This is a genomic window from Microbacterium sp. SL75, from assembly GCF_026625865.1.
Taxonomy (GTDB): Bacteria; Actinomycetota; Actinomycetes; order Actinomycetales; family Microbacteriaceae; genus Microbacterium.
The window spans coordinates 2,406,799-2,431,471 of sequence record NZ_CP113067.1; the positions used below are offsets into that span (position 1 = coordinate 2,406,799).

At 69.5% G+C, this 24,673-nt stretch carries 26 protein-coding genes; 25 read left to right on the forward strand and 1 reads right to left on the reverse strand.

From position 1 onward, the window contains the following. The first annotated feature begins 160 nt into the window (after window positions 1-160). The 6 genes from OVA17_RS11245 to OVA17_RS11270 are packed head-to-tail and all read left to right on the forward strand — an operon-like array spanning window position 161 to window position 4,487. Window positions 161-511: a LysM peptidoglycan-binding domain-containing protein gene (locus OVA17_RS11245; protein ID WP_267786641.1), complete on the forward strand. Its 351-nt coding sequence runs from the start codon at window positions 161-163 to the stop codon at window positions 509-511. Between the two features lie 46 nt (window positions 512-557). Further along, on the forward strand, window positions 558-1,652 hold the full coding sequence (locus OVA17_RS11250) for a histidinol-phosphate transaminase (RefSeq protein WP_267786642.1): 1,095 nt from the start codon (window positions 558-560) through the stop codon (window positions 1,650-1,652). Further along, window positions 1,649-2,263, forward strand: coding sequence for an imidazoleglycerol-phosphate dehydratase HisB (gene hisB, locus OVA17_RS11255; protein WP_210071863.1), 615 nt, complete (start codon window positions 1,649-1,651; stop codon window positions 2,261-2,263). The genes OVA17_RS11250 and hisB overlap by 4 nt, the downstream gene beginning before the upstream one ends. After that, a complete protein-coding gene (hisH, locus tag OVA17_RS11260; protein ID WP_210071862.1) occupies window positions 2,260-2,910 on the forward strand; it encodes an imidazole glycerol phosphate synthase subunit HisH in 651 nt (216 codons plus the stop codon). The genes hisB and hisH overlap by 4 nt, the downstream gene beginning before the upstream one ends. 46 nt (window positions 2,911-2,956) lie before the next feature. After that, the gene (priA, locus tag OVA17_RS11265) at window positions 2,957-3,703 is read left to right on the forward strand and encodes a bifunctional 1-(5-phosphoribosyl)-5-((5-phosphoribosylamino)methylideneamino)imidazole-4-carboxamide isomerase/phosphoribosylanthranilate isomerase PriA (RefSeq protein WP_210071861.1); all 747 of its coding nucleotides are present in this window, start codon (window positions 2,957-2,959) and stop codon (window positions 3,701-3,703) included. Further along, complete coding sequence (locus OVA17_RS11270) at window positions 3,687-4,487, forward strand: SseB family protein (protein WP_267786644.1); 801 nt, start codon at window positions 3,687-3,689, stop codon at window positions 4,485-4,487. Before priA ends, OVA17_RS11270 begins: the two co-directional genes overlap by 17 nt. A 265-nt stretch (window positions 4,488-4,752) precedes the next feature. Here the strand turns inward: OVA17_RS11270 and OVA17_RS11275 are convergent, their stop codons facing one another. After that, window positions 4,753-5,178 (reverse strand): DUF1844 domain-containing protein, encoded by a 426-nt coding sequence (locus OVA17_RS11275; protein ID WP_373458847.1) that lies wholly within the window; start codon window positions 5,176-5,178, stop codon window positions 4,753-4,755. Between the two features lie 227 nt (window positions 5,179-5,405). Here OVA17_RS11275 and infC point away from each other — a divergent pair, with 227 nt between their 5' ends. The 19 genes from infC to OVA17_RS11370 all read left to right on the forward strand — a co-directional run bounded on the left by infC (window position 5,406) and on the right by OVA17_RS11370 (window position 24,657). After that, window positions 5,406-6,050 carry a translation initiation factor IF-3 gene (gene infC / locus OVA17_RS11280; protein ID WP_144782047.1) on the forward strand — a complete coding sequence of 215 codons (645 nt, stop codon included), beginning with the start codon at window positions 5,406-5,408 and terminating at the stop codon, window positions 6,048-6,050. Window positions 6,051-6,097: 47 nt separating this feature from the next. Beyond that, the gene (gene rpmI, locus OVA17_RS11285) at window positions 6,098-6,292 is read left to right on the forward strand and encodes a 50S ribosomal protein L35 (protein ID WP_013583375.1); all 195 of its coding nucleotides are present in this window, start codon (window positions 6,098-6,100) and stop codon (window positions 6,290-6,292) included. 29 nt (window positions 6,293-6,321) lie between these two features. Beyond that, a complete protein-coding gene (gene rplT, locus OVA17_RS11290; RefSeq protein ID WP_056227445.1) occupies window positions 6,322-6,705 on the forward strand; it encodes a 50S ribosomal protein L20 in 384 nt (127 codons plus the stop codon). Window positions 6,706-6,817: 112 nt separating this feature from the next. After that, window positions 6,818-7,615 (forward strand): TrmH family RNA methyltransferase, encoded by a 798-nt coding sequence (locus OVA17_RS11295; RefSeq protein WP_210071858.1) that lies wholly within the window; start codon window positions 6,818-6,820, stop codon window positions 7,613-7,615. 75 nt (window positions 7,616-7,690) lie between these two features. After that, window positions 7,691-8,449, forward strand: coding sequence for an amino acid ABC transporter ATP-binding protein (locus OVA17_RS11300; RefSeq protein ID WP_373459405.1), 759 nt, complete (start codon window positions 7,691-7,693; stop codon window positions 8,447-8,449). A 132-nt stretch (window positions 8,450-8,581) separates the two neighbouring features. Continuing rightward, window positions 8,582-9,502 carry a glutamate ABC transporter substrate-binding protein gene (locus OVA17_RS11305; RefSeq protein ID WP_210071857.1) on the forward strand — a complete coding sequence of 307 codons (921 nt, stop codon included), beginning with the start codon at window positions 8,582-8,584 and terminating at the stop codon, window positions 9,500-9,502. Window positions 9,503-9,580: 78 nt separating this feature from the next. Beyond that, on the forward strand, window positions 9,581-10,231 hold the full coding sequence (locus tag OVA17_RS11310) for an amino acid ABC transporter permease (protein WP_267786646.1): 651 nt from the start codon (window positions 9,581-9,583) through the stop codon (window positions 10,229-10,231). Then, entirely contained in the window at window positions 10,228-11,145 is a 918-nt protein-coding gene (locus OVA17_RS11315) for an amino acid ABC transporter permease (protein WP_210071855.1), read from the forward strand. The genes OVA17_RS11310 and OVA17_RS11315 overlap by 4 nt, the downstream gene beginning before the upstream one ends. An 83-nt stretch (window positions 11,146-11,228) precedes the next feature. Further along, window positions 11,229-12,269 (forward strand): phenylalanine--tRNA ligase subunit alpha, encoded by a 1,041-nt coding sequence (pheS, locus tag OVA17_RS11320; protein ID WP_267786647.1) that lies wholly within the window; start codon window positions 11,229-11,231, stop codon window positions 12,267-12,269. After that, the gene (gene pheT, locus OVA17_RS11325) at window positions 12,269-14,779 is read left to right on the forward strand and encodes a phenylalanine--tRNA ligase subunit beta (RefSeq protein ID WP_267786648.1); all 2,511 of its coding nucleotides are present in this window, start codon (window positions 12,269-12,271) and stop codon (window positions 14,777-14,779) included. Before pheS ends, pheT begins: the two co-directional genes overlap by 1 nt. 502 nt (window positions 14,780-15,281) lie before the next feature. Next, complete coding sequence (gene argC, locus OVA17_RS11330; RefSeq protein WP_267786649.1) at window positions 15,282-16,331, forward strand: N-acetyl-gamma-glutamyl-phosphate reductase; 1,050 nt, start codon at window positions 15,282-15,284, stop codon at window positions 16,329-16,331. After that, a complete protein-coding gene (gene argJ, locus OVA17_RS11335; RefSeq protein WP_267786650.1) occupies window positions 16,328-17,485 on the forward strand; it encodes a bifunctional glutamate N-acetyltransferase/amino-acid acetyltransferase ArgJ in 1,158 nt (385 codons plus the stop codon). The genes argC and argJ overlap by 4 nt, the downstream gene beginning before the upstream one ends. Further along, window positions 17,482-18,384, forward strand: coding sequence for an acetylglutamate kinase (gene argB / locus OVA17_RS11340; RefSeq protein WP_210071850.1), 903 nt, complete (start codon window positions 17,482-17,484; stop codon window positions 18,382-18,384). The genes argJ and argB overlap by 4 nt, the downstream gene beginning before the upstream one ends. Beyond that, window positions 18,381-19,598, forward strand: a complete 1,218-nt coding sequence (locus tag OVA17_RS11345) for an acetylornithine transaminase (RefSeq protein ID WP_267786651.1) — start codon at window positions 18,381-18,383, stop codon at window positions 19,596-19,598. Before argB ends, OVA17_RS11345 begins: the two co-directional genes overlap by 4 nt. Further along, window positions 19,595-20,518, forward strand: a complete 924-nt coding sequence (argF, locus tag OVA17_RS11350) for an ornithine carbamoyltransferase (RefSeq protein WP_210071848.1) — start codon at window positions 19,595-19,597, stop codon at window positions 20,516-20,518. Before OVA17_RS11345 ends, argF begins: the two co-directional genes overlap by 4 nt. Then, window positions 20,515-21,627, forward strand: a complete 1,113-nt coding sequence (locus OVA17_RS11355; RefSeq protein WP_267786652.1) for a heparan-alpha-glucosaminide N-acetyltransferase domain-containing protein — start codon at window positions 20,515-20,517, stop codon at window positions 21,625-21,627. Before argF ends, OVA17_RS11355 begins: the two co-directional genes overlap by 4 nt. Window positions 21,628-21,817: 190 nt before the next feature. Next, window positions 21,818-23,248 carry an argininosuccinate lyase gene (gene argH / locus OVA17_RS11360; protein WP_210071846.1) on the forward strand — a complete coding sequence of 477 codons (1,431 nt, stop codon included), beginning with the start codon at window positions 21,818-21,820 and terminating at the stop codon, window positions 23,246-23,248. A gap of 51 nt (window positions 23,249-23,299) precedes the next feature. Beyond that, window positions 23,300-23,947 (forward strand): SatD family protein, encoded by a 648-nt coding sequence (locus OVA17_RS11365; RefSeq protein WP_267786653.1) that lies wholly within the window; start codon window positions 23,300-23,302, stop codon window positions 23,945-23,947. After that, complete coding sequence (locus OVA17_RS11370) at window positions 23,944-24,657, forward strand: hypothetical protein (protein WP_267786655.1); 714 nt, start codon at window positions 23,944-23,946, stop codon at window positions 24,655-24,657. The genes OVA17_RS11365 and OVA17_RS11370 overlap by 4 nt, the downstream gene beginning before the upstream one ends. The last annotated feature ends 16 nt before the right edge of the window (window positions 24,658-24,673 follow it).

A 24,673-nucleotide genomic window follows, 5' to 3' on the forward strand; every position in this document is an offset into this window, starting at 1 on the left:
GATTGACACGGAGGCCCACGCGTGTCGCGTTCGATTCGTCTGCGATACACGAGGTCTTGACACTCGAACAGGTTCGAATATAGATTCGGAATACAGATTCGCACCACCGCCCTCCCGGCCGAGGGTGGGGTGCGAATCTCTCCCCACCAAGGAGCACATCATGAGCAGCATCGCCCTCACCGCCCCGTCTACTCGCCTGCGCATCACCGCGCGTGGCCGTCGTGTCGTGGCGTTCCTCGTTTCCCTCCCGATCGTCGCCGTGCTCTCCGTGGCGATCGTCGGTGGCGGATCCGCCCTCGCCTCCGGCGACGCCGGCGCTCCCGCCGGTTCGTTCACCGAGATCACCGTCATGAGCGGCGAGACCCTGTGGTCGATCGCCGAAGACGTGGCCCCCTCCGCCGACCCGCGCGACGTGGTGGCAGAGATCACGCGCCTCAACGCTCTGCCCGGCGGCTCGGTGTCAGCGGGTCAGCGCATCGCGATCCCCGCCGAGTACGCCCCCGCGGCCTGAACGACGGGTCGCGGCTCGTGCGCCTCGACTCCGCTCGACGCCTACGATGGGTGAGGTGACCGTACGCCTCGACGACCTTCCTCTTCGCGACGATCTGCGGGGTATGACCCCGTACGGAGCCCCGCAGGCTGCACTGCCCGTGGCGCTCAACGTGAACGAGAACACGCATCCTGTTCCGTCCGAGGTGGCTGACGACATCCTGGACGCCGTCGCTCGGGCGCTTCGGGACGTCAACCGGTACCCCGACCGCGAGTTCACCGGACTGCGCGAGGCCTTTGCGGGATACCTCGGGCACGGCCTGAACCCCGAACAGATCTGGGCGGCCAACGGCTCGAACGAAGTGCTCCAGCACATCTTGCAGGCCTTCGGTGGCCCCGGCCGTACGGCGATGGGCTTCGCTCCCACCTATTCCATGTACCCGATCCTCACGCGCGCCACGGGTGCGCGCTGGGTCACCGGGGAACGGGAGCACGACTTCACCCTCTCGCCCGCGTCAGCTGCGGCGCAGGTGCGCGAGCAGCGGCCCGACGTCGTCTTCCTCTGTGCGCCGAACAACCCGACGGGAACGCCTCTGCGCCTCGACGTGGTGGAGGCGGTGTACGACGCCACCGACGGCATCGTGATCGTCGACGAGGCGTACGAAGAGTTCGCCCCGCGGGACGAGCCGTCGGCGGTTTCTCTGCTCCCCGACCGCCCGCGGCTGGTCGTCTCGCGCACTATGAGCAAGGCCTTCGCCTTCGCCGGCGCCCGGGTGGGCTACCTCGCGGCCGACCCCGCGCTGGTCGACGCTCTCCGCCTGGTCCGTCTTCCGTACCACCTGAGTGCTCTCACGCAGGCGGCGGCGACCGCGGCTCTCGGCCACGCCGAGACGATGCTGTCGATGGTCGACGACATCGTGGCGCAACGCGACCGCATCTCTGCGACGGTGTCGGCGCTGGGCTATACGGCCCACGAGTCGTGGACCAACTTCGTCCTGTTCGGCGGTGTCGACGACCCGGCAGCCACCTGGAAGGCGCTTTACGACCGGGGTGTCCTGATTCGAGACGTCGGCATCGCCCACCACCTCCGCGTGACCGCGGGAACGGCCGACGAGACCACCGCATTCCTCGACGCGCTCGCCTCGGTAGGATCGCGATCATGACCGGCCCCGCCTCGCCCCGTACCGCTTCGATCACCCGGGAGACGAGCGAGTCCCGCGTCGAGCTGGAGCTCGACCTCGACGGTCGAGGCGTCAGCGACATCTCGACGACCGTGCCGTTCTTCGACCACATGCTCACCGCGTTCGCGAAGCACTCCTTGACCGACCTGCGCGTCCGCTCCACGGGTGACACCCACATCGACGCCCACCACACGGTCGAAGACACCTCGATCGTGCTCGGACAGGCCATCCGCCAGGCGCTCGGCGACAAGTCCGGTATTGCGCGCTACGGCGACGCTCTCGTGCCGCTCGACGAGGCCCTCGCGCAGGCTGTGGTCGACATCAGCGGTCGTCCCTACCTCGTGCACACCGGCGAGCCCACGGGCTTCGAGCACCACCTCATCGGCGGTCACTTCACCGGGTCGCTCGTGCGTCACTCGTTCGAGGCGCTCTCCATCCACGCCGGACTGACCGTCCACGTCCGTGTTCTGGGTGGGCGCGACCCGCATCACATCGCCGAAGCCGAGTACAAGGCGCTCGCGCGTGCCTTCCGTCAGGCAAAGGCTCTCGACCCCCTCGTCGACGGCATCCCGAGCACCAAGGGCGCATTGTGACGCGGAGACCCGTCGTCGCCGTCTTCGATTACGGTTCGGGCAACGTCCACTCCGCGGTCAAGGCGCTCATCGAGGCGGGAGCCGACGCGAGGCTGACTTCCGACCGTTCTCTGCTGCTCGACGCCGACGGGCTGCTGGTCCCCGGCGTCGGCGCGTTCGGTGCGGTCATGGGTGCGTTGAACGACAGCCGGGGCGGCGAGATCATCGATCGCCGTCTGGCGGGCGGTCGCCCCGTCCTGGGTATCTGCGTGGGCATGCAGGTCATGTTCGCGCGCGGTATCGAGCGCGGCGCCGACACCCCCGGCCTGGGGGAGTGGCCCGGAACCGTCGCGGAGCTCGAGGCGCCGGTGCTCCCGCACATGGGCTGGAACACCGTGGCACCCGGTGACGGGTCACGCCTGTTCGACGGCCTCGAGAAGGAGCGGTTCTACTTCGTGCACTCGTACGCGGCGCAGGACTGGTCGCTCGAGGTCGCCCCGCCGTTCCCCCAACCCGTTCTGACCTGGTGCACGTACGGGGCGCCGTTCCTGGCGGCCGTCGAGAACGGCCCCCTGTCGGCCACCCAGTTCCACCCGGAGAAGTCGGGCGAAGCCGGCATCCGTCTGCTCGCCAATTGGATCGACGGGCTGCGCACGACTACTGTGTGACCTCGTGCCCCGGCTCGGCGAGATGCGCCGAAGGGTGCGAGGAGCCATGAACGATTTCGCGTCCACGCCCGAACTTGTGCTGCTTCCCGCGGTCGACGTCGCCGACGGCAAGGCCGTCCGTCTGACCCAGGGTGAGGCCGGTACAGAGACCAGCTACGGCGACCCCGTCGATGCCGCCGCGGACTTCGCCCGGCAGGGCGCTCAGTGGATCCACCTCGTGGACCTCGACGCCGCCTTCGGTCGCGGCAGCAACGCCAGCGTCATGCGCAAAGTGATCAAGCAGGTCAAGGGCGTGCAGGTCGAGCTGTCCGGCGGCATCCGCGACGACCGTTCCCTCGAGGCGGCTCTCGAGAGCGGCGCGAGCCGTATCAACCTCGGCACCGCGGCCCTCGAGAACCCCGAGTGGGCCGCCGACGTCATCAACCGCTACGGCGAGGCGATCGCGGTCGGTCTCGACGTGCGGGGCACGACCCTCGCCGCGCGCGGCTGGACCCGCGACGGCGGCGACCTGTGGACGGTGCTCGAGCGCCTCGAAGACGCCGGTTGCAGCCGATACGTCGTCACCGACGTCACGAAGGACGGCACTCTCCGCGGCCCCAACATCGAGCTGCTGCGCGAGATGACGCAGCGCACCCCCAAGCCGATCGTCGCCTCGGGCGGCGTCTCGAGCCTCGACGACATCGCGGCCCTGCGCGAGCTCGTCCCGCTCGGTGTCGAGGGCGCGATCGTCGGCAAGGCGCTCTACGCGGGCCAGTTCACCCTGGCCGAGGCGCTGGATGTCGCCGGACACTGACGATCCGCACGGCCACGCCCACGGCGCTCACGCGGATTCCGCAGGCGTCCCGTGGGAGGGCCGGAGCTTCTCGGCCAACCCCCACTCGGGGGACGACGGATCCGCCGATCCGGCGCTGCTGGCGGCTCTCCTGGCGTTCCGCGCGGGCGAGGGCGATGCCCGCTCCGTCGTCGACGCGTATCGCGACGCGCGCTTGCTCATTCCGTTGGTGGCAGAGAAGGGCGACCACGGCATCGGAGCGCACGGCCTCGAGGTCGACAAGACCCAGGAACTGTCGATCGTGACGGTAGCCGCGCCCGACGGTCGCAAAGTGCTCCCGGTCTTCACCTCGGTGACGGCTCTGCAGACGTGGGATGCCACCGCACGGCCGGTGCCCGCCGACGGACGGCGCACGGCGCTGGCGGCGGCATCGGAGGACACCGAACTCATCGTCGTCGATCCCGCGTCGGAGACGGAGTTCGTCATCCGCCGTCCGGCCGTGTGGGCGATCGCTCAGGGCGAGCCCTGGGAGCCCGCGCACACCTCGCCCTCGATCTTCACCGGGCTTCACGAGAGCATCGCCGGAGAGCTGGCCGTCCTCGATCTCGCCGTCGAGTCGGGAGACCCGACCGGGCGTCTGCGCGGGCCTGAACTCGTCGTGCACCTGCAGCTCATGTCCGGCCTCGAGCAGGAGGAACTGGATGCCACGCTGGCGCGTCTGGCGCGACGCTGGTCGGCGGACGATCGGATCGCTGTCCTCGTCGACTCTCTGACGGTGAAGCTCCACCGCAGCACCGAGTCCTGACGGGGGCGTTCCGCTCGTCACCAGAACAGGACGGTGCGTCGAGAACAGGCCACCCCGGCGTCCGGACCCCTGTCCTCGTGACATCCCCTGTGCTCGTGACAGCAGCCGGGGCGTCGCCCGCTCCCACACCCCGCGGGTGTCACGGAAGAGGTGGCCTGCGACACAGGGCGCAGTGATGCCCCCTTCCCAAGGCAATCGGGGAAGGGGCCCCACTCTTGCCTTGGGAAGGGGGCATCACGAAGCCCGGTACCCCAGAACGACAGACTTACGTGACGGGCCCCGTCCACTTCTCGCCCGGGCCCTTGCCGATGGGGTCCTGAATCGTCGACGCCTCGCGGAAAGCCAACTGCAGCGACCGCAGGCCATCGCGCAGGGAGCGGGCGTGCATGTCGCTGATCTCGGGAGCTCCGGCGGTGATGAGGCCGGCGAGGGCGTTGATGAGCTTGCGGGCTTCGTCGAGGTCGAGCTGCTGGCCGGGGTCGTCGGCGAGTCCGGTCTTGACCGCGGCGGCGCTCATGAGGTGGACCGCGGCGGTGGTGATGACCTCGACGGCGGGGACATCGGCGATGTCACGCGTGGCGGAAGAGGCTGCACGCTCCTGCTCCTCCCAGCGGGCGAGACGCTCGTCTTCGGCTCCGTGGCGGTGTGTGCCCTGGTCGTGGGCGGGCTGGTCGGAGGGGATCGTGTCCACGTGAATCTCTCTGCTAGACTATGGCGGGCTTCGGAGTGTTTCACTCCGTACGAAAGAGGATCACATCCCACCCGCGCTTGCCGCTCCAGGCTACCGGGTTCCCGCACTCCGCTCCGTTTCCCACGGGGTTGCCTGGGTGCAGAAGCCGGTGCCGAAAGCACCGTGCCGGGTGGCGTGTCTCTCCTCTTCGCCCGCGATTCCGACGGATCGCGGCGGCCACCACCCGTATGAAAGAGGAGTTCCGCATCAGCGATCCCCGCACCAACGAGCGCATCCGAGTCCCGGAGGTCCGTCTCGTCGGACCCAACGGCGAGCAGGTCGGCATCGTCCGAATCGAAGCTGCGCTGCGCCTGGCCCAGGAAGCGGACCTCGACTTGGTCGAGGTCGCGCCGAGCTCGAAGCCGCCCGTGGTCAAGATTATGGACTACGGCAAGTTCAAGTACGAGGCCGCTCAGAAGGCCAAAGAGACGCGTCGTAACCAGGCGAACACCGTCCTCAAAGAGGTCCGGTTCCGTCTGAAGATCGAGGCTCACGACTACATCACCAAGCTCAAGCGCGCCGAGGGCTTCCTCCAGGCGGGCGACAAGGTGAAGGCCATGATCTTGTTCCGTGGTCGCGAGCAGTCGCGTCCCGAGCAGGGTGTCCGTCTGCTCCGCAAGTTCGCCGAAGACGTCGCCGAGTTCGGCACGGTCGAGTCGAACCCCACGATCGACGGCCGCAACATGGTGATGGTGGTCGCCCCTCACAAGAACAAGTCCGAGGTCAAGACCGAGCAGAACGCGCAGCGCACGGCGAACCGTGAAGCCGCGCGTAGCGCCGCTCGAGGCGACTCGGCACCCACAGACGAAGCTGCTCCGGCGTCCGCCGAGTAAAGCTCCCCGACTCCCGCTCCGGCGGGAACCCCAACGAAGGAAGACAGATGCCGAAGCAGAAGACCCACTCGGGCGCCAAGAAGCGCTTCAAGCTCACCGGTAGCGGCAAGCTCATGAAGCAGCAGGCCGGCATGCGCCACAACCTCGAGGGCAAGGCCTCCAAGCGCACCCGTCGCCTCAACCAGGAGCAGGTCCTGGCCAAGGGCGACTCCAAGGTCGCCAAGAAGCTCCTCGGCCTCTGAGCGCCGACGCACGTTAGGAAGAATGAGAAATGGCTAGAGTCAAGCGGGCAGTAAACGCCCACAAGAAGCGTCGCGTCATCCTGGAGCGCGCGTCCGGTTACCGCGGTCAGCGTTCGCGCCTGTACCGCAAGGCCAAGGAGCAGGTCACCCACTCCCTGGTCTACGCGTACCGTGACCGTCGCAAGCGCAAGGGCGACTTCCGTCGTCTGTGGATCCAGCGCATCAACGCCGCTTCGCGCGCGAACGGCATGACGTACAACCGCTTCATCCAGGGCCTCGGCCTCGCGGGTGTGCAGGTCGACCGTCGCATGCTCGCCGAGCTCGCCGTGAACGAGCCCGCCGTGTTCGCGTCGCTTGTCGCGACCGCGAAGGCCGCGCTGCCGACCGACGTCAACGCTGCGAAGACCGCGTAAGACACGTCTTCTCGAAACGGGCGTCCTCTTTGGAGGGCGCCCGTTTCGTCGTTCCCACGAGTCGTTCGCGCGGCGTGGGGAAAGCATTCCGTCTGCGCCATACACTGGGGTCGTGCTCGAGAACCCCCGTTCGCCCCGGGTGCGCGCCGTGGCGAAGCTCAGCAAGCGCGCTGCCCGCCAGGAGACAGGCCTGTTCCTGCTCGAAGGTCCGCAAGCCGCTCGCGAGGCGCTCGCCTGGGCGCCCGAGACCGTGCTCGAGGTGTACGCGACATCTGCCGCTCTCGACAAACACACCGACGTGCGCGATGCCGCCGAGCAGGCGGGTGTCGACCTGCAGGTCACCACCGAAGCGGTTCTGGACGCCATGGCCGACACCGTCACGCCGCAGGGGATCGTCGCGGTGGCGAGGCAGGCGCCCACCGCGCTGAAGGACATCCTGGCGGGGGAGCCTCGCCTGGTCGCGATCTGCGAGGAAGTGCGTGATCCCGGCAATCTGGGCACGATCATCCGAGCCGCGGATGCCGCGGGAGCCGACGCCGTGATCCTGACCGGCCGGACCGTCGACCCTTACAACCCCAAGGTCGTACGCTCGACCACCGGCTCGCTCTTCCACCTGCCGATCGCGGTCGATCTCGAGCTGGCGGACGTCGTCGCCCGCGCTCACGAGGCGGGGTTGCGCATCGTCGCCGCCGATGTCGAGGGCACCGATTTCTTGGCATCCCGAGAGCTTCTGTCGGAGCCGACGGCCTGGCTGTTCGGTAATGAGGCCCGCGGTCTCGACGAGTCCGCCCTGGCTCAGGCGGACCTCGCTCTGCGCCTGCCGATCTACGGTCGCGCCGAGTCCCTCAACCTGGCCACCGCGGCGAGCGTCTGCCTCTACGAGACGGCTTTCGCGCAGCGAGCACGCTGACCCCTGCTGTTACAGAACGGTTAAGGCGTGCGCAGGAATGTGGTCGGGCGCCCAGCATCCTCATAGGGTGAGGACATGGCATCCGTTCCCCCGAAGACCGAGCCCTTGGTCGTCGTCTCCGACGTCCAGAAGCATTATGGGCAGTTCCAGGCTCTGAAAGACATCGACCTCACCGTCGACCGCGGCGAGGTCGTCGTCGTCATCGGCCCGTCGGGTTCCGGCAAGTCGACGCTGTGCCGCACCATCAACCGTCTCGAGACCATCACGAGCGGTTCGATCACGATCGACGGTAAGGAGCTTCCCAAAGAGGGGAAGGGCCTGGCCGAACTGCGTGCCGACGTCGGCATGGTGTTCCAGTCGTTCAACCTCTTCGCACACCTGACGATCCTCGAGAACGTCACGCTCGGGCCCATCAAGGTCCGCAAGATGAAGAAGGCGGATGCCGAGAAAGAGGCGCGTGCGCTTCTCGATCGCGTGGGCGTGGGCCACCAGGCCGACAAGCTCCCCGCCCAGCTCTCGGGTGGACAGCAGCAGCGTGTGGCGATCGCCCGTGCGCTGGCGATGAAGCCCAAGGTCATGCTCTTCGACGAGCCGACTTCGGCTCTCGACCCCGAGATGATCAACGAGGTGCTCGACGTCATGGTCGGCCTCGCCAAGGACGGCATGACGATGATCGTCGTCACCCACGAGATGGGCTTCGCGCGCAAGGCCGCGAACCGCGTGGTGTTCATGGCCGACGGGCAGATCGTCGAGCAGGCGACGCCCGAGCAGTTCTTCACCCGCCCCGAGTCCGACCGTGCCAAGGACTTCCTCTCGAAGCTCATCACGCACTGAGGCTTTCCCCTGACGGCGATGAACGAGGAGGTTCTTCCGCCGACCGCATACGCACCGTTCCCCCCGGTCGATCTCGCGCGCCGTCACCGACGACCCCTATCCGCACAGCACACGTAACCAAGGAGACATCACATGCGTAAAACTCGTTTTCTCGCCGGCGCGAGCATCGTCGCCGCCGGCCTGCTGGCCCTGACGGCCTGCAACAGCGGCACCCCGGGCGCAGCACCCGGTTCCGACGGCGGCAGCGGCTCCGACGCCCCCGTCTACGGCGCGGTCGCCACCGACGTGAAGATCGACGGCAGCCCCACGTTCGAGAAGATCACCTCGGCCGGCAAGATCGTGGTCGGCGTGAAGGAAGACCAGCCCGGCCTCGGCTACCTCGACCCCGTGACGGGCGAGCGCAAGGGCTTCGACGTCGACGTCGCGCGCTGGATCGCCGCGTCCCTCGGGTACGACCCGGCCGACACCTCGAAGGTGGAGTACAAGGCCATCGCCTCGGCGAACCGCGAGCAGGCCATCATCAACGGCGACATCGACTACTACGTCGGGACCTACTCGATCACCGACAAGCGCAAGGACCAGATCTCCTTCGCCGGTCCCTACTTCCTGACCGGTCAGGGCCTGCTCGTGGCCGCCGACAACGACACCATCACGGGCAAGGACTCGCTCACGGCCGAGACCACCGTGTGCTCGGTGACCGGCTCGACGCCGATCCAGCGGATCCGCGAGCAGACGCCGGCCAAGGTCGTCGAGTTCGACACCTACTCGCAGTGCGTCGAGAAGCTGAAGAACGGCGAGGTCGACGCGGTGACCACCGACGAGGCCATCCTCCTCGGCTACGCCGCGCAGGACCCCGACAACCTCAAGATCGCGGGCGAGCCCTTCAGCGAGGAGCGCTACGGCGTCGGCATCGCCAAGGGCGACACCGCCTTCCAGGAGTTCGTGAACACCATGTTCACCGATGGCGGTTCCACCTGGGAGGCCATCTTCGAGAAGAACCTCGGCGCCTCGGGCGTCAAGGGCGAGCAGCCGGCGGTCGACCCCGTCAGCTGATCTCCCGGTGCGGGCGGCGCACACCGCGCCGTCCGCACCGCCCGACGAGGACGACGAGAGAGAAACGGACAGCGAACGGTGAACCAGATCTTCGACTACCCCGACCTGTGGGCGCAGGCGCTCTGGGGGACGGTCGTGCTCTTCTTGGGCGGCGGCCTGATCGCGCTCGTGCTCGGCTTCATCGTGGCCGCCATGCGCGTGTCGCCCGTGCCCATCGCGCGCGCGGTCGGCGCGGTCTACGTGAACTGGATCCGCAACACCCCGCTCACGCTGGTGCTGTTCTTCTTCGCGTTCTGCGTCCCGCTGCTGATCGACGTCCCGCGCGGCAGCTTCTTGACGCTGGCCGTGTGCGGCCTCGGCATCTACACCGCGACCTATGTGGCCGAGACCCTGCGCGCCGGCATCAACACCGTCCCCGTCGGCCAGGCGGAGGCGGCTCGCGCGCTCGGCCTCGGTTTCGGCCAGGTCATGACGCTCGTCGTGCTGCCCCAGGCGACCCGCTCGGTCATCCCGCCGATGATGAGCGTCTTCATCGCCCTGCTCAAGAACACCACCGTCGCCGCCGGATTCTCGGTGGTCAACCTCGGAAACATCCGAGCGACGATGAGTGAGAACGGCGAGAACCAGCTCGTCACCATCCTCCTCGTGATGGCGGTCTTCGTCATCCTCGTCCTGCTGCTCGCTGGGCTGCAGAACGCCGCCGAGAAGAAGTGGAAGGTCGCCCGATGAGTTCCTCCGTCCTCTATGACGTGCCGGGTCCCCGCGCGCAGCTGCGCAACCGCATCCTCGGCGTGATCACGCTCGTCTTCGTCGCCGCCGTCATCGGCTTCGTCGTGTGGCGCTTCATCGACACCGGCCAGTTCTCGGCGGCGAAGTGGAACGTCTTCAGCTACAGCGCGATCTGGGAGCGATTCGGTCAGGCGACGCTGGCGACTCTCGCGGCGTTCGCCGTCGCGGCCGTCGGCGCGCTCGTCCTCGGATTCATCCTCGCCATCGGCCGCATGTCCGACCACCGCTGGGTGCGCCTTCCGGTCGGGTGGGTCGTCGAACTGCTCCGCGCCGTCCCCGTCCTCGTCTTCATGCTGTTGCTGTACTACGGCCTGCCCGTCGTCGGTATCAAGATGTCGTCGTACTGGGCCGTCGTCATCGCGCTGATCCTCTACAACGGCTCGGTCCTGTCCGAGGTCATCCGCGCGGGCGTCGAGGCGCTGCCGCGCGGCCAGAGCGAGGCCGGGTACGCCGTGGGGCTGCGCAAGGCCGGCGTGATGCGCCTGATCCTGCTTCCGCAGGCGATCCGCGCCATGCTGCCCGTGATCATCGCCCAGCTCGTGGTGACGTTGAAGGACACCGCCCTCGGCTTCATCATCACCTACCCCGAACTCCTGTACTTCGCACGTCTGCTGGGATCGAATGGCGAGTACGGGTCGCCGCTGATTCCCGCCGCGATGGTCGCCAGCGTCATCTACGTCGCGATGTGCCTCGCCCTGTCGTACACCGCGCACCGCGTCGAGATCGGTCTGCGCCGGTCGCCGAAGGGCGGCAACGTCGCCCCCGCCGAGCCGGCGGGGCAGACCGGCACCGACACCGAGCTGATCGTCGCTCAGCGCGGTCTCGGGAAGCACGACCCGGGTTCTCCCGCCTGACGCTCTCGGCAGACACTCCGAGTGACGATGTGACCGACCGACGGGCGGGGCAGTGTCCCCGCCCGTCGGTAGACTCTCATCTCGTGTCCGACGCACCCGAGATCACCCCTGAGGCCGTCGCCTCCGCGGTCGATGACGCGCTTGCCGCCATCGCCGCAGCCGCGACCACGGCCGAGCTGAAGTCCGCCCGTTCCGCGCACACGGGGGAGCAGTCCTCTCTCGCGCAGCTGAACGCCCAGATGCGCAATGTCGCCCCCGAGCACAAGGCCGCCTTCGGCAAGCTCGTCGGGCAGGCGCGCGGTCAGGTGAACCAGGCGCTCGCCGCTCGAGAGAGCGAGCTGGCCGAAGCCGAGACCGCCGCCCAGCTCGAGGCCGAGCGCATCGACGTCACCGCCCTTCCGCAGCGCGCACGCGTCGGGGCCCGGCATCCGATCTCGCTCCTCCAGGAGCAGGTGTCGGACATCTTCGTCGGCATGGGATGGGAGATCGCCGAGGGCCCCGAGCTCGAGCACGAGTGGTTCAACTTCGATGCGCTGAACTTCGACGTCGACCACCCCGCGCGTCAGATGCAGGACACGTTCTTCGTCGACCCGGTCGCGCGCCACCTGGTGCTGCGCACCCACACCAGCCCCGTGCAGGTGCGGTCGATGCTCGAGCGCGACCTGCCGATCTACGTGCTGTGCCCGGGCCGGGTCTACCGCACCGACGAGTTCGATGCGACGCACCTGCCGGTGTTCACGCAGTTCGAGGGTCTTGTCATCGACAAGAACATCACGATGGCGCACCTCAAGGGCACGCTCGATCACGCTGCGCGCGTGCTGTTCGGGCCCGAGGCCAAGACGCGCTTCCGCGCGAACTTCTTCCCGTTCACCGAGCCGAGTGCCGAGCTCGATCTGTGGCACCCCACCTTCAAGGGCGGGGCGCGCTGGATCGAGTGGGGCGGGTGCGGGATGGTCAACCCCAACGTCCTTCGGGCCGCAGGCATCGACCCCGAGGAGTACTCGGGCTTCGCCTTCGGCATGGGCATCGAGCGCACGCTCATGTTCCGCAGCGACGTGCAAGACATGCGCGACATGGCCGAGGGCGATGTGCGCTTCAGCGAGCAGTTCGGAATGGTGGTCTGATGCGCGTCCCGCTCTCCTGGTTGCGCGAGTACGTCGACGTGCCCGCCGAGGCCACGCCCGACGACGTCCTCGCGGCTCTGGTGTCGGTCGGCTTCGAAGAAGAGGACGTGCACCGCTTCGAACTGTCCGGCCCGATCGTGGTCGGAGAGGTGAAGGAATTCACTCCCGAGCCGCAGTCCAACGGCAAGACCATCCGCTGGTGCCAGGTCGACGTCGGCGCCGAGCACGGGGGAGTGCGCGGCATCGTCTGCGGTGCGGGCAACTTCTTCGAGGGCGACAAGGTCGTGGTGACCCTGCCCGGCTCGGTTCTGCCCGGTCCCTTCCCGATCGCCGCCCGCAAGACCTACGGCCACGTGTCCGACGGCATGATCGCCTCGGCGAAAGAGCTGGGGCTCGGCAGCGAGCACGGCGGCATCCTGCGCCTGGTCGATCTCGGGATCGATGCGCCGGTCGGAACGGATGCCATCGCGCTCCTCGGTCTCGACGATCTCGCGGTCGAGATCAACGTCACCCCCGACCGCGGCTACGCCCTGTCGCTGCGCGGTGTCGCCCGCGAGTACTCGCACGCGACCGGGGCGGACTTCCGCGATCCGGGCCTCGGGCACGATGAGGCTGCAGCGCGCACGCCCTCCGGTTTCCCGGTCACGGTCGCCGATCAGGCACCCATTCGCGGACGCCACGGCGCGACCGAGTTCGTGGCGCGGATCGTGCGAGACGTCGACCCCTCGCGTCCGACGCCGCCGTGGATGATCACGCGCCTGTCGCTCGCCGGAATCCGCTCCCTCGGGGTGCTCATCGACATCACGAACTACGTCATGCTCGAGCTCGGCCAGCCGATCCACGGCTACGACCTCGACCGTCTGCGGGGCGGCATCACGGTGCGCCGCGCGGAGCAGGGCGAGAAGCTCGAGACCCTCGACGGCCAGGTTCGTTCGCTCCACGCCGAAGACCTGCTGATCACCGATGAGTCGGGGCCGATCGGTCTCGCCGGCGTCATGGGCGGCGGGCTCACCGAGATGAGCGACGCCACGCGCAACGTGCTCATCGAGGCCGCCACCTTCGACCAGGTATCGATCGCCCGCACCGCGCGTCGACACAAGCTGCCCTCCGAGGCCTCGCGCCGTTTCGAGCGCGGCGTCGACCCGCTCGTCCCGTACGTGGCGGCGGAGCGCGTCGCCACGCTGATGGTCGAGCTGGCCGGCGGCACGCTCGACACCGAGCTGGGCGCCTCGCTCGGTTCGACCTACCGTCGCGAGGCCATCACGCTTCCGTCGGGCTTCGTGCCCGGTCTGATCGGCGTCGAGTACACCGACGACGAGATCGTCTCGGCCCTGCGCCTCATCGGCTGCACGGTCGACGAGCGCGACGGCGGCTGGTCCGTGACCGCACCGTCCTGGCGTCACGACCTCGGCGACAAGTGGACGTTGGCCGAAGAGGTCGCGCGCATCGAGGGTTACGACCGCATCCCGTCCGTGCTCCCGACGCCCCCGTCGGGTCGCGGCCTCACCTCCGCTCAGCAGGGGCGCCGTCGCGTGGCGAACGCTCTGGCCTCGGCCGGCTTCGTCGAGACGCCGTCGTTCCCGTTCACCACCGAAGAGCAGAACGCCCTGCACGGCTCGCCGTCAGGCGACCGGCTGCCGAGCGTGAAGCTCGCGAACCCGCTCGACGGCCTGGCGCCGTTCCTGCGCCGCTCCCTCGTCCCGGCTCTGCTGCAGGTCGCGCACCGCAACGTCTCACGCGGCATCGTGGATCTCGCGCTGTTCGAGACCGGCACGGTGTTCCTGCCGAAGCCCGGCGTGCAGTACGGCACCCCGTCGGTGCCGCCGCTGGCCGTGCGACCGGACGCCGCGACGCTCACGGCCCTCGACGCATCGATTCCGCCGCAGCGTCGCCATATCGCCGTGCTGCTGACGGGACACACCGTGGCCAAGCAGCCCGGCCAGGCCGCGGTGGCAGCGGACCTCGCCGCCGCCGTCGACGCCGTGCGCGTACTCACCGCCGCCGCGGGTCTCGACATCGAGCTGGTGCAGGCGCAGCGTGCAGCCCTGCACCCGGGTCGCACGGCTCGCGTGCTCGCCGCGGGGACCGACATCGGCTACGTCGGCGAGCTGCTGCCCGCGGTCGCTGCCGCCGCCGACCTGCCCGGTCGCGTTCTCGTGGCCGAGCTCGACCTCGACGCGATGCTCGAGCTCGCTCACGCGCGCGTGGTCGCGGCATCCCTCTCGAGCTTCCCGGCCGCGACTCAGGACGTGTCGTTGACCATTTCGACCGACGTCGCCGCCGGCGCGGTGCGTGCCGCGCTTCTCGAGGGCGGGGCTCCGCTTCTCGAAGGCGCTCGGCTCGTCGACGACTACCGCGGCCCGGGTCTGGCCGAGGGAACGAAGAGCCTGACCTTCGCCCTGCGCTTCCGGGCCGAGGACCGCACGCTCACCGCAGCCGAGGCGACCGAGGCGAAGCTCGCCGGTGTCGCCGTGGCCGCCGAGCGTTTCGGCGCCGCGATTCGCGACTGAGCATTCCACGCGTTCTGGAGCGTCGCCGGCTCAGGCCGTGCGGCGCTTCGGCGTTCCCGCCGTCGGCGGATTCTCTCGTCGACGGCGTGGTGTGCGTCACACGCTCGGACGCGATCGCGCACGGTGGGCCTGCCCTCACCGCCGGTAAGGGGGGCTGCCGGAAGCGCCCGGCGATGAGGGCAGGTACTTCATCATACCGGTTGTTTGTCCCCCATTTGGGGGACAAAGGGGGGCGGGCATCTCAGTTCGTGCTCGCATCGATCGTCACCGGCCGGCGGGAGGCTCGATTTGCCCCCATCCCTGCGCTGCGGATACCCTCGCCACATGTCGTCGATCACCGTGCGCACCGAGGAGCTCTTCGTGAGCACCGGTGGCGAGCGTCGACGTCGGGTCGCGCGCCGATTCTCGGCGACCTCGTAACCCGCCTTCGGTCGGGCGTACGGGCGTCGCCGCCCCGGTTCACGCTGATTTCAGCACCAGCCCCGACTCGTAAGGTGGATACATGACCCTCTCGGTCGCCGTCTCCGGCGCTTCCGGCTATGCGGGCGGCGAGATCCTCCGCCTCCTGGCCTCTCATCCCGACGTCGAGATCCGCACCGTCACCGCGCACTCCAGCGCGGGGCAGCCCCTCGTCGCCCACCAGCCGCACCTGCGTTCCCTCGCGCACCTCGAGCTGAAACCGACGACTCCCGAGGTGCTCGCCGGGCACGACGTGGTGTTCCTCGCCCTGCCGCACGGGCAGTCCGCGCAGTACACCGACGCCCTGGCCGAGACCCCGCTCGTGATCGATGCGGGTGCCGACCACCGCCTCACCTCGGCGGAGGACTGGGCGGCGTTCTACGGCGGGGCTCACCCCGACCCGTGGGCCTACGGCGTCCCCGAACTGCCCGTCGCGGGGGGAAAGCAGCGCGAGAACCTCCGCGGGGCCGCGCGTATCGCCGCTCCCGGCTGCAACGCCTCCACCGTCGCTCTCTCCCTCGCTCCCGGTGTCGCCGCCGGAGTCATCGATCCTTTCGACATCGTGTCGGTGCTCGCCGTGGGTCCCAGTGGTGCCGGGAAGTCGGCCAAGACGAACCTCCTCGCGAGTGAGATCCTCGGCTCCGCCAACCCATATGCCGTTGGCGGTACGCACCGTCACATTCCCGAGATCCGCCAGGCGCTGGTGGCAGCCGGAGCGCCGAGCGACGGCGTACGGCTCTCTTTCACTCCCGTTCTGGTTCCGATGTCGCGCGGCATCCTCGCCACCTCGTCCGCTCCGATCCGGGAGGGAGTGACGGATGCCGAGATCCGCGGTGCCTGGGAGACGGCTTACGCCGACGAGCCCTTCGTCGAGCTGCTTCCCCAGGGCGTCTTCCCGCGGACGGCCGACGTGCTCGGCGCCAATATCGCATCGATGGGAATCGCGATCGATCGCGCGGCGAACCGGGTGACGGTCGTCGCGGCGGTCGACAATCTCGTCAAGGGCACCGCCGGCGCTGCCATCCAGTCCATGAACCTGGCGCTGGGTCTCGCCGAGACCACCGCCCTTCCCCTGAACGGAGTCGCCCCGTGAGCGTGACCGCCCCCGCAGGATTCGAGGCCGCCGGTGTGGCGGTCGGCCTGAAATCGACCGGCGCGCGCGACGTCGCCCTCGTGGTCAACCGCGGCCCGCTCAAAGTGGGTGCCGCCGTCTTCACGTCGAACCGCGCCAAGGCCAACCCGATCCTCTGGTCGGAGCAGGTCGTCAAGGACGGCACGATCGAGGCGGTCGTCCTGAACTCCGGCGGGGCCAACTGTTTTACCGGTTCGTTCGGCTTCCAGACCACTCATCAAACCGCTGAGCGCGCCGCCGAGCTCCTCGGCGTCGGGGCGGGCGATGTGGTGGTGTGCTCCACCGGCCTCATCGGCACGGGGGACGAGGCGTTCCGGGCCAAGGTTCTGCGGGGCGTCGACGAGGGCGTGGCCGCCCTGTCCGCCGAGGGCGGAGAAGACGCGTCGCTGGCGATCATGACCACCGACTCCCGGCCCAAGCGCGCGGTCCACGCCGGTGAGGGATGGTCGATCGGCGGGATGGCGAAGGGCGCCGGCATGCTCGCCCCGGGCCTGGCGACCATGCTCGTCGTTCTCACGACCGACGTCGTGCTCGACGCCGCCGAGGCCGACGCGGCCCTTCGCTCTGCGACGCGGGTCAGCTTCGACCGCCTCGACTCCGACGGGTGCATGTCGACCAATGACCAGGTCACGCTCCTCGCCAGCGGAGCCAGTGGCATCCGCGTGGATGCCGATGAGTTCGCCGCCGCGCTCGCCGCGGTGTGCGACGATCTGGCCGCGCAACTGCAGGGCGATGCCGAGGGCTCCAGCCACGACATCACGATCGAGGTCGTGAACGCCGCGAGCGAGGACGATGCCGTCGAGGTCGGTCGCTCGGTCGCTCGGAACAATCTGTTCAAGGCGGCGATCTTCGGCAACGACCCCAACTGGGGCCGCGTGCTCGCCGCGATCGGCACGACCGACGCGGCCTTCGACCCGTACGACGTGGACGTATGGATGAACGGGGTGCGCGTGTGCACCGCCGGCGGCCCCGACCGCCCCCGCGAAGACGTCGACCTCACCCCGCGCGCCACCGACCTCGTCATCGACCTGCGCGTCGGCGTGGCGACGGCGACGATCCGCACCAACGACCTCACGCACGACTACGTCCACGAGAACAGCGCTTACTCCTCATGACCCACGTCGATCTCCAAGACACCGATCCCGCCCAGGCGAGCGAACGGGCGGTCACGCTCGTCGAGTCGCTGCCCTGGGTGCGCAAGTACCGCGACCAGGTGGTGGTGGTGAAGTACGGCGGGAACGCCATGGTCAGCGACGAGCTGCAGAACGCTTTCGCCGCCGACATCGCCTACCTCCGCTACGTCGGCGTCAAGCCCGTCGTCGTGCACGGCGGCGGCCCGCAGATCTCGTCGATGCTCGACCGCCTCGACATCCCGAGCGAGTTCCGCGGCGGTTACCGCGTGACCTCGACCGAGGCGATCAGCGTGGTCCGCATGGTGCTGACCGGGCAGATCAACCCGCAGCTGGTGGCGAAGGTCAACGCCCACGGCCCCCTGGCCACCGGCCTGAGCGGCGAAGATGCGGGACTCTTCGGCGGCCGCCGTCGCGGCGTCGTCGTCGACGGTGTCGAGCACGATCTCGGTCGTGTCGGCGATGTCGTCACGGTCGACCCGCAGCCGGTCCTCGACCACCTGGCCGCCGGCCGCGTGCCGATCGTCTCGAGCATCGCGCCCGACCTCGACAACCCCGGCACCTCGTTGAACGTGAATGCGGATGCCGCGGCGGCGGCGCTCGCGACGGCCCTCAACGCCAAGAAGCTCGTCGTGCTCACCGACGTCCCCGGGCTCTACGCCGATTGGCCGAACCGTGACTCGCTGGTGTCGCACCTGACCTCGACGGAGCTGCGCGCGATGCTGCCGAAGCTCGAGTCGGGGATGATCCCGAAGATGCAGGCGTGTCTCGACGCCGTCGACGGGGGAGTGCCCACCGCGGCCATCATCGACGGACGCGTACCGCACTCGGTGCTCGTCGAACTGTTCACCAGCAAGGGAATCGGAACGGAGGTGGTCGCATGACCACCGCAACCTGGCAGGACGACGCCGGACGCGACCTGGTCCGCAGCTTCGGCGACCGCATGGCGCTGTTCGTGCGCGGAGAAGGCGCGTACGTCTGGGACAGCGAGGGCACCAAGTACCTCGACTTCCTCGCGGGCATCGCCGTGAACGCCCTGGGCCACGCCCACCCCGTCTTCGTCGAGGCCGTCTCGGCGCAGGCGGCGACGCTCGCGCACGTCTCGAACTACTTCGCCACGCCCCCGCAGTTGGCGATGGCCGCGCGCCTGAAGCGTCTCGCGGGCACGGGCGAGTCGGGCCGTGTGTACTTCGGCAACTCGGGTGCCGAGGCCAACGAGGCCGCTCTCAAACTCGCGCGCCTGCACGGTCGCGGTACCGACCGCACCCGGATCCTGACCCTCAAGGGCGGCTTCCACGGCCGCACGATGGGTGCTCTCGCCCTCACCGGCAAGCCCTCGTTGCAGGCCGATTTCCTGCCGATGGTGCCGGGCGTCGAGCACATCGACGCCACCATCGACGCTCTCGAGGCCGCGATGGACGAGCGCGTGGCGGCGCTGCTCGTCGAGCCCATCCAGGGCGAGGCCGGGGTCGTCGAGCTGCCCGAGGGCTACCTGCAGGCTGCGCGCGAGATCACCGCGCGCCACGGGGCCCTGCTGATCGTCGACGAGATCCAGACCGGTGCCGGTCGCACGGGCGCCTGGTTCGGCTTCCAGCACGCCGGGATCGTCCCCGACGCGATCACGGTCGCCAAGGGCATCGGCGGCGGCTTCCCGATCGGCGCGCTCATCACCTTCGGCGCGGCCAGCGACCTCTTCTTCCCCGGCACGCACGGCTCGACCTTCGGCGGCAACGCCCTGGGCACCGCCGTCGGCGGGGCCGTGCTCGAAGAGATCGAGTCGGCGGGACTGGTCGAGAACGCCGCCCGCCGCGAGATCCAGCTGCGCGAGGGGATCGCCGCCCTCGGCTCCCCGCTCGTGTCGGGCGTGCGCGGTCGCGGTCTGCTCCTCGGCATCGGGCTCAACAGCCCCGTCGCCAAGGCCGTGGTGGCCGCCGCCCAGCAGCACGGCCTGGTGGTCAACGCCGCGAACGACAACTCGATCCGCATCGCGCCGCCCCTGACGATCCAGGATGCCGAGGTCTCGGCGTTCCTCGACCTCTTCGGTGCCGCGCTGGCCACCGTCTCCGATGCCCTGATCCTCGAAGGAGCCCCCGCGTGACCCGCCACCTGCTGCGTGACGACGACCTGACCCCGGCCGAGCAGGCCGAGATCCTCGACCTCGCGATCGAGCTGAAGAAGGACCGCTGGGCGCAGAAGCCGCTCGAGGGCCCTCAGACCGTCGCCGTGATCTTCGACAAGTCGTCGACCCGCACGCGTGTCTCGTTCGCGGTCGGGATCGCCGACCTCGGCGGTTCCCCGCTGATCATCTCGACCGCGAACAGCCAGCTCGGCGGCAAGGAGACCCCGTCCGACACCGCGCGCGTGCTCGAGCGCCAGGTCGCCGCGATCGTGTGGCGCACCTACGCGCAGGCGGGTCTCGAAGAGATGGCGCGCGGGACGCGCGTTCCCGTGGTGAACGCGCTCAGCGACGACTTCCACCCGTGCCAGCTGCTGGCGGACCTGCTCACGATCCGCGAGCACAAGGGCGAGCTGAAGGGCCTGACCCTGTCGTTCTTCGGTGACGGTCAGAGCAACATGGCCCACTCGTACGTCCTCGCGGGAGTCACCGCCGGCATGCACGTGCGTGTCGCGGCCCCCGCCGACTACGCGCCGCGCGCCGACGTGATCGCCGACGCCGAGCGCATCGCCGCCGAGACCGGCGGGTCGATCACCCTGCTCGCCGACCCCGAGGCCGCGGCATCCGGAGCCGACGTCGTCGTCACGGACACGTGGGTCTCGATGGGCAAAGAGGAGGAGAAGATCGCACGCATCCGCGACCTGGGCGGCTTCAAGGTCACCGGCGAGCTCATGGCGCGCGCCGACGACGACGCGATCTTCATCCACTGCCTGCCCGCCGACCGCGGCTACGAGGTCGACGCCGAGGTCATCGACGGGCCGCAGAGCGTCGTCTGGGACGAGGCCGAGAACCGTCTGCACGCCCAGAAGGCGCTCCTGGTGTGGCTTCTGCGTCAGCAGTGACCTCTTCGCCGCTCGGCCGCGCCTGGTCCCGTTTCGACGGACCGGGCCGGCTGGTCGGCGTGGACCTCGCGCGCGGGCTGGCCGTCCTGGGCATGCTCGCCGCGCACCTGCTCGACACCGAGCGCACCTTCACACCGGATCCGAGCACGTGGGTCACCGTCGTGAACGGTCGTTCGTCGATCCTCTTCGCGGTGCTCGCGGGGGTCTCGATCGCCCTCGTCACCGGTGGACCGCGGCCGCTCGCCCCGCAGCGACGACCCCGCGCGGCCGCCCGGTTGGCGTTGCGCGGAGCCCTGCTCTGGGTGATCGGCCTGTCGTTGGTGATGACGGGAGTGCCCGTCTACGTCATCCTCCCGGCGTACGCGCTGCTGTTCGTGCTGGCGTTGCCGTTTCTGGGCATGCGTGCGCGGAATCTGTTCCTGACCGCCGGCGTGCTCGCGATCGTCATGCCGTGGATCCAGCCGTTCCTCGACGCGGCGCCGATCTGGGCGGGTCCGGCGGGAGCCGAGCTCGAGGCCGCCGTGGGGTGGGCGTACCCGTTCACCGTGTGGATCGCGTTCCTGCTGGCGGGCATGGGCGTGGGCCGACTCGACCTGCGCAACGTCACGGATCAGGCGCTGCTCGCCATGGCGGGCGCCTCGCTCGCGCTCGCCGGGTACGGTTTCGCGATCGCCACGGCCCCGGTGGCGGCGGGGGATCCGTATCTCGCGGCGGTGCTGACCGCCGAAGACCACTCTTCGGGACTGTGGGAGGTCATCGGTTCCGGCGGCTTCGCGCTGTTGACGATCGGGGTGTGCCTGCTGCTGTGCCGCACGCCGCTGCGCTGGGTCGCGGTGCCGCTGCGCGCCGTCGGGTCGATGCCGCTGACCGCGTACGTGCTGCAACTCGTCGTCTGGGCCATCGTCGCCTCCGCCCTGCTGGGCGACACGTCCGACCTCGTCGGCATCCGCGAGGCGGGGCTGTTCGTCCCCCTGACGCTCGGGCTCATCGTGGGCTGCACGGTCTGGGCGCTCACGATCGGCCGCGGCCCGCTCGAGATGTTCGTCGACGCCGTCGTGCGTCTAATCGTCGGACGGGATACCCGGCCGCCGGTCACACCTCACCGCTGACGCCGGGGGCCTGGCCTCGGGGTGCGCGGCGCGGGGTGTGCGGAACTCCGGAGGAACGTGCGCCGGGGGCCGGTTTCTGGCGTGGTCGGTGCCGGCGGGCGCGATTTCTCCGGAGTGTGGCACGGGGAGCGTCACCGGTTCGGGCCGCGCGCCGACGGCGGCGTCGGTGGCCCTCGGTAGGCTGGACGCCATGAGCAGCGAGACCGGTCAATCGACGAACGAGGGCGCCCTGTGGGGAGCCCGTTTCTCGGGCGGACCGTCTCCCGAACTGGCGGCGCTGAGCCGCTCGACCCACTTCGACTGGGATCTCGCGCTCTACGACATCCAGGGTTCGCACGCCCACGCCGCCGCTCTCGAGGCGGCGGGGTATCTCACGGCCGACGAGGCGCAGTCCATGCACGACGGCCTCGACGAGCTCGCGGCCCGCGTGCAGGACGGCTCGCTGCTCGCCGCACCCGGCGACGAAGACGTGCACGGGGCTCTCGAGCGTGTGCTCATCGAGACCGTGGGCCCGGCTCTCGGCGGCAAGCTCCGCGCGGGTCGCAGCCGAAACGACCAGATCGCCACTCTCGTGCGGCTGTACCTGATCGATCACTCGCGCACCATCACGCGTGAGCTCCTCCGCCTCATCGACGCCCTGGTCGCTCAGGCCGAGGCGCACGAGGGCGCGATCATGCCCGGTCGCACCCACCTGCAGCACGCGCAGCCCGTGCTCCTCGCCCACCACCTGCAGGCGTACGGCTGGGCTCTCGTCCGCGGCCTCGAGCGCCTGCGCGACTGGTCGGTGCGCGCCTCGGTCTCGCCGTACGGCGGCGGTGCGCTCGCCGGGGCGACCCTCGGCCTCGACCCCCAGCTGGTGGCCGACCGCCTCGGTCTCGCCCGTCCGGCCGAGAACTCCCTCGACGGCACCGCCTCGCGCGACGTGGTCGCCGAGTTCGCCTTCATCACCGCGATGATCGGCGTCGACCTCTCGCGCCTCGCCGAAGACGTGATCCTCTGGAACACCCGCGAGTTCGGCTTCGTCACCCTCGACGACTCCTACTCGACCGGCTCGAGCATCATGCCGCAGAAGAAGAACCCCGACATCGCCGAACTCGCGCGTGGCAAGGCCGGCCGCCTGATCGGCAACCTGTCGGGGCTGATGGCGACGCTCAAGGGCCTGCCGTTGGCGTACAACCGCGACCTGCAGGAAGACAAAGAGCCCGTCTTCGACTCGGTGCGCACCCTCGAGCTCGTTCTGCCCGCGTTCTCGGGCATGATCGCCACGCTCCGCTTCCACACCGATCGCATGGCCGAGCTCGCCCCGCAGGGCTTCTCGCTCGCGACCGACGTCGCCGAATGGCTGGTGCGTCAGGGGGTGGCCTTCCGCGATGCCCACGAGATCTCGGGGGCCCTGGTGCGGGCGTGTGAGGAGCGCGAGATCGGACTCGAAGACGCCGACGACGCTCTGCTCGCCTCGGTGTCGCCCCAGCTCACCCCGCGGGTGCGCGAGGTGCTGACGATCGAGGGGTCCGTGTCGAGCCGGACGGGTGTCGGCGGTACTGCTCCGGAGCGCGTGCGCGAACAGCGCGAAGAGCTGGTGGCCCGGGCGCAGGCGGCATCTCGCTCACTCATCGCCTGAGTATCAGCTATTCGCTTATCAAGACGAGATAATAAGCGTTAGACTTATCTCATGACCGTCGCTGTGATCGCCGACATCATCGCCTCTCGGCGACTCGACGATCGCGCCGGCGCGCAGCGGGCCATCGTCGAGTCGGTGCGCATGGTTCAGCATGATCTGCCCGTCGCCGGGGGCCCCCTCGCGCCCGTCGTGGGCGACGAGCTGCAAGGCGAGTACGACGACCTCTCCGGTGCGCTCGCCTCGCTCCTGCTGCTGCGCCTGGCCCTGCCCGACGACGTCGACTGCCGTTTCGGTGTGGGAGTGGGGGAGGTGCGACCGATCGAGCTCGCCGACCGCACCGTCCCCGAGGGTCCGGCATGGTGGGCCGCTCGAGAGGCCATCGACCACATCGAACGGCTGCAGACCCGCGCCGCGCCGCTCGCGCGCACCTGGATCGTTCTCGCCGAGGGGCAGGATGCCAGCATGACCGAGACCATCGCGCTGGCCCGCGCCTACGCCCTGAGCCGCGACCAGCTCGTGTCGGCCATGAGCGAGCGATCGCGTCGGTTGACCTACGGACGCTGCGTCGGACGCTCTCAGCGCGAACTCGCCGACATCGAGGGCATCAGTCAGTCCGCGGTATCGCAGGCGCTCTCCGCCGCAGGCTCCGCCGCTCTCGTCGAGGGCTTCGCGGCTCTCACCGCGCGGGTGCGCTCATGATCGCCGCCGGCCTCCTGCTGCTCGCGGTGGGCGCGGTCGACCTCATCCGTCAGATGATCCGCACGCGGCGCTGGCTCGCCTTCGCCGTGGCATCCCTAGCTCTCGTCGTCGTCTCGGCGGGACTGGATGCCGTGATCGCCGGGCTCCTCGCCGTCGCCGTCGCCGCCATCTGGACGTGGGTCGTGCCCGAAGACGGTCCCGCTCGAGCGGGGCTGTGGCCGGTCGCCCTGCTCGCGCTCGCCGCAGCGGCGTGCGTGGTCATCGCGCCGGGGCGCGAGCGGCCGGGCCTGCTCGGCGAGGCGTGGGCCGCCTATCGGCCGGGGGCGTCGGCGTCGATCGACGTCGCCGTCCTCGTCATCGGCTCGCTGGTGTTCCTGCTGGAGTCGGGCAACGCGGTGGTGCGCATCGCGTTGCGGTCCGAGATGGGCGGGCGCGCGGCCGATCCCGAGCGCGACGCGGTGCCGACCCTCAGAGGCGGTCGACTCATCGGGCCGCTCGAGCGCATCCTCGTCTTCGTGCTGACGCTGACCGGGGCGTACACGCTGCTCGCCGCGGTGCTCGCGGCGAAGGGAATCGTGCGATTCCCCGAGATCTCGCGCGACCGCGACGACGGAGACCGCGCCGAGTACTTCCTCATCGGCAGCCTCGTGAGCTGGGTCACCTCGCTCGCGGTCGCATTCCTCGTGTGGTGGGGCGTGCACGCGCACTGACGCGTCGCGCGAGGGA

Bases quoted from the DNA above. Each gene is read 5' to 3' on its own strand.
- OVA17_RS11245 (WP_267786641.1), top strand. From the start codon at position 161: ATGAGCAGCATCGCCCTCACCGCCCCGTCTACTCGCCTGCGCATCACC.
- OVA17_RS11250 (WP_267786642.1), top strand. From the start codon at position 558: ATGGGTGAGGTGACCGTACGCCTCGACGACCTTCCTCTTCGCGACGAT.
- hisB (WP_210071863.1), top strand. From the start codon at position 1,649: ATGACCGGCCCCGCCTCGCCCCGTACCGCTTCGATCACCCGGGAGACG.
- priA (WP_210071861.1), top strand. From the start codon at position 2,957: ATGAACGATTTCGCGTCCACGCCCGAACTTGTGCTGCTTCCCGCGGTC.
- OVA17_RS11270 (WP_267786644.1), top strand. From the start codon at position 3,687: ATGTCGCCGGACACTGACGATCCGCACGGCCACGCCCACGGCGCTCAC.
- infC (WP_144782047.1), top strand. From the start codon at position 5,406: ATGAAAGAGGAGTTCCGCATCAGCGATCCCCGCACCAACGAGCGCATC.
- rpmI (WP_013583375.1), top strand. From the start codon at position 6,098: ATGCCGAAGCAGAAGACCCACTCGGGCGCCAAGAAGCGCTTCAAGCTC.
- rplT (WP_056227445.1), top strand. From the start codon at position 6,322: ATGGCTAGAGTCAAGCGGGCAGTAAACGCCCACAAGAAGCGTCGCGTC.
- OVA17_RS11300 (WP_373459405.1), top strand. From the start codon at position 7,691: ATGGCATCCGTTCCCCCGAAGACCGAGCCCTTGGTCGTCGTCTCCGAC.
- OVA17_RS11305 (WP_210071857.1), top strand. From the start codon at position 8,582: ATGCGTAAAACTCGTTTTCTCGCCGGCGCGAGCATCGTCGCCGCCGGC.
- OVA17_RS11315 (WP_210071855.1), top strand. From the start codon at position 10,228: ATGAGTTCCTCCGTCCTCTATGACGTGCCGGGTCCCCGCGCGCAGCTG.
- pheT (WP_267786648.1), top strand. From the start codon at position 12,269: ATGCGCGTCCCGCTCTCCTGGTTGCGCGAGTACGTCGACGTGCCCGCC.
- argC (WP_267786649.1), top strand. From the start codon at position 15,282: ATGACCCTCTCGGTCGCCGTCTCCGGCGCTTCCGGCTATGCGGGCGGC.
- argB (WP_210071850.1), top strand. From the start codon at position 17,482: ATGACCCACGTCGATCTCCAAGACACCGATCCCGCCCAGGCGAGCGAA.
- OVA17_RS11345 (WP_267786651.1), top strand. From the start codon at position 18,381: ATGACCACCGCAACCTGGCAGGACGACGCCGGACGCGACCTGGTCCGC.
- argH (WP_210071846.1), top strand. From the start codon at position 21,818: ATGAGCAGCGAGACCGGTCAATCGACGAACGAGGGCGCCCTGTGGGGA.
- OVA17_RS11365 (WP_267786653.1), top strand. From the start codon at position 23,300: ATGACCGTCGCTGTGATCGCCGACATCATCGCCTCTCGGCGACTCGAC.
- OVA17_RS11370 (WP_267786655.1), top strand. From the start codon at position 23,944: ATGATCGCCGCCGGCCTCCTGCTGCTCGCGGTGGGCGCGGTCGACCTC.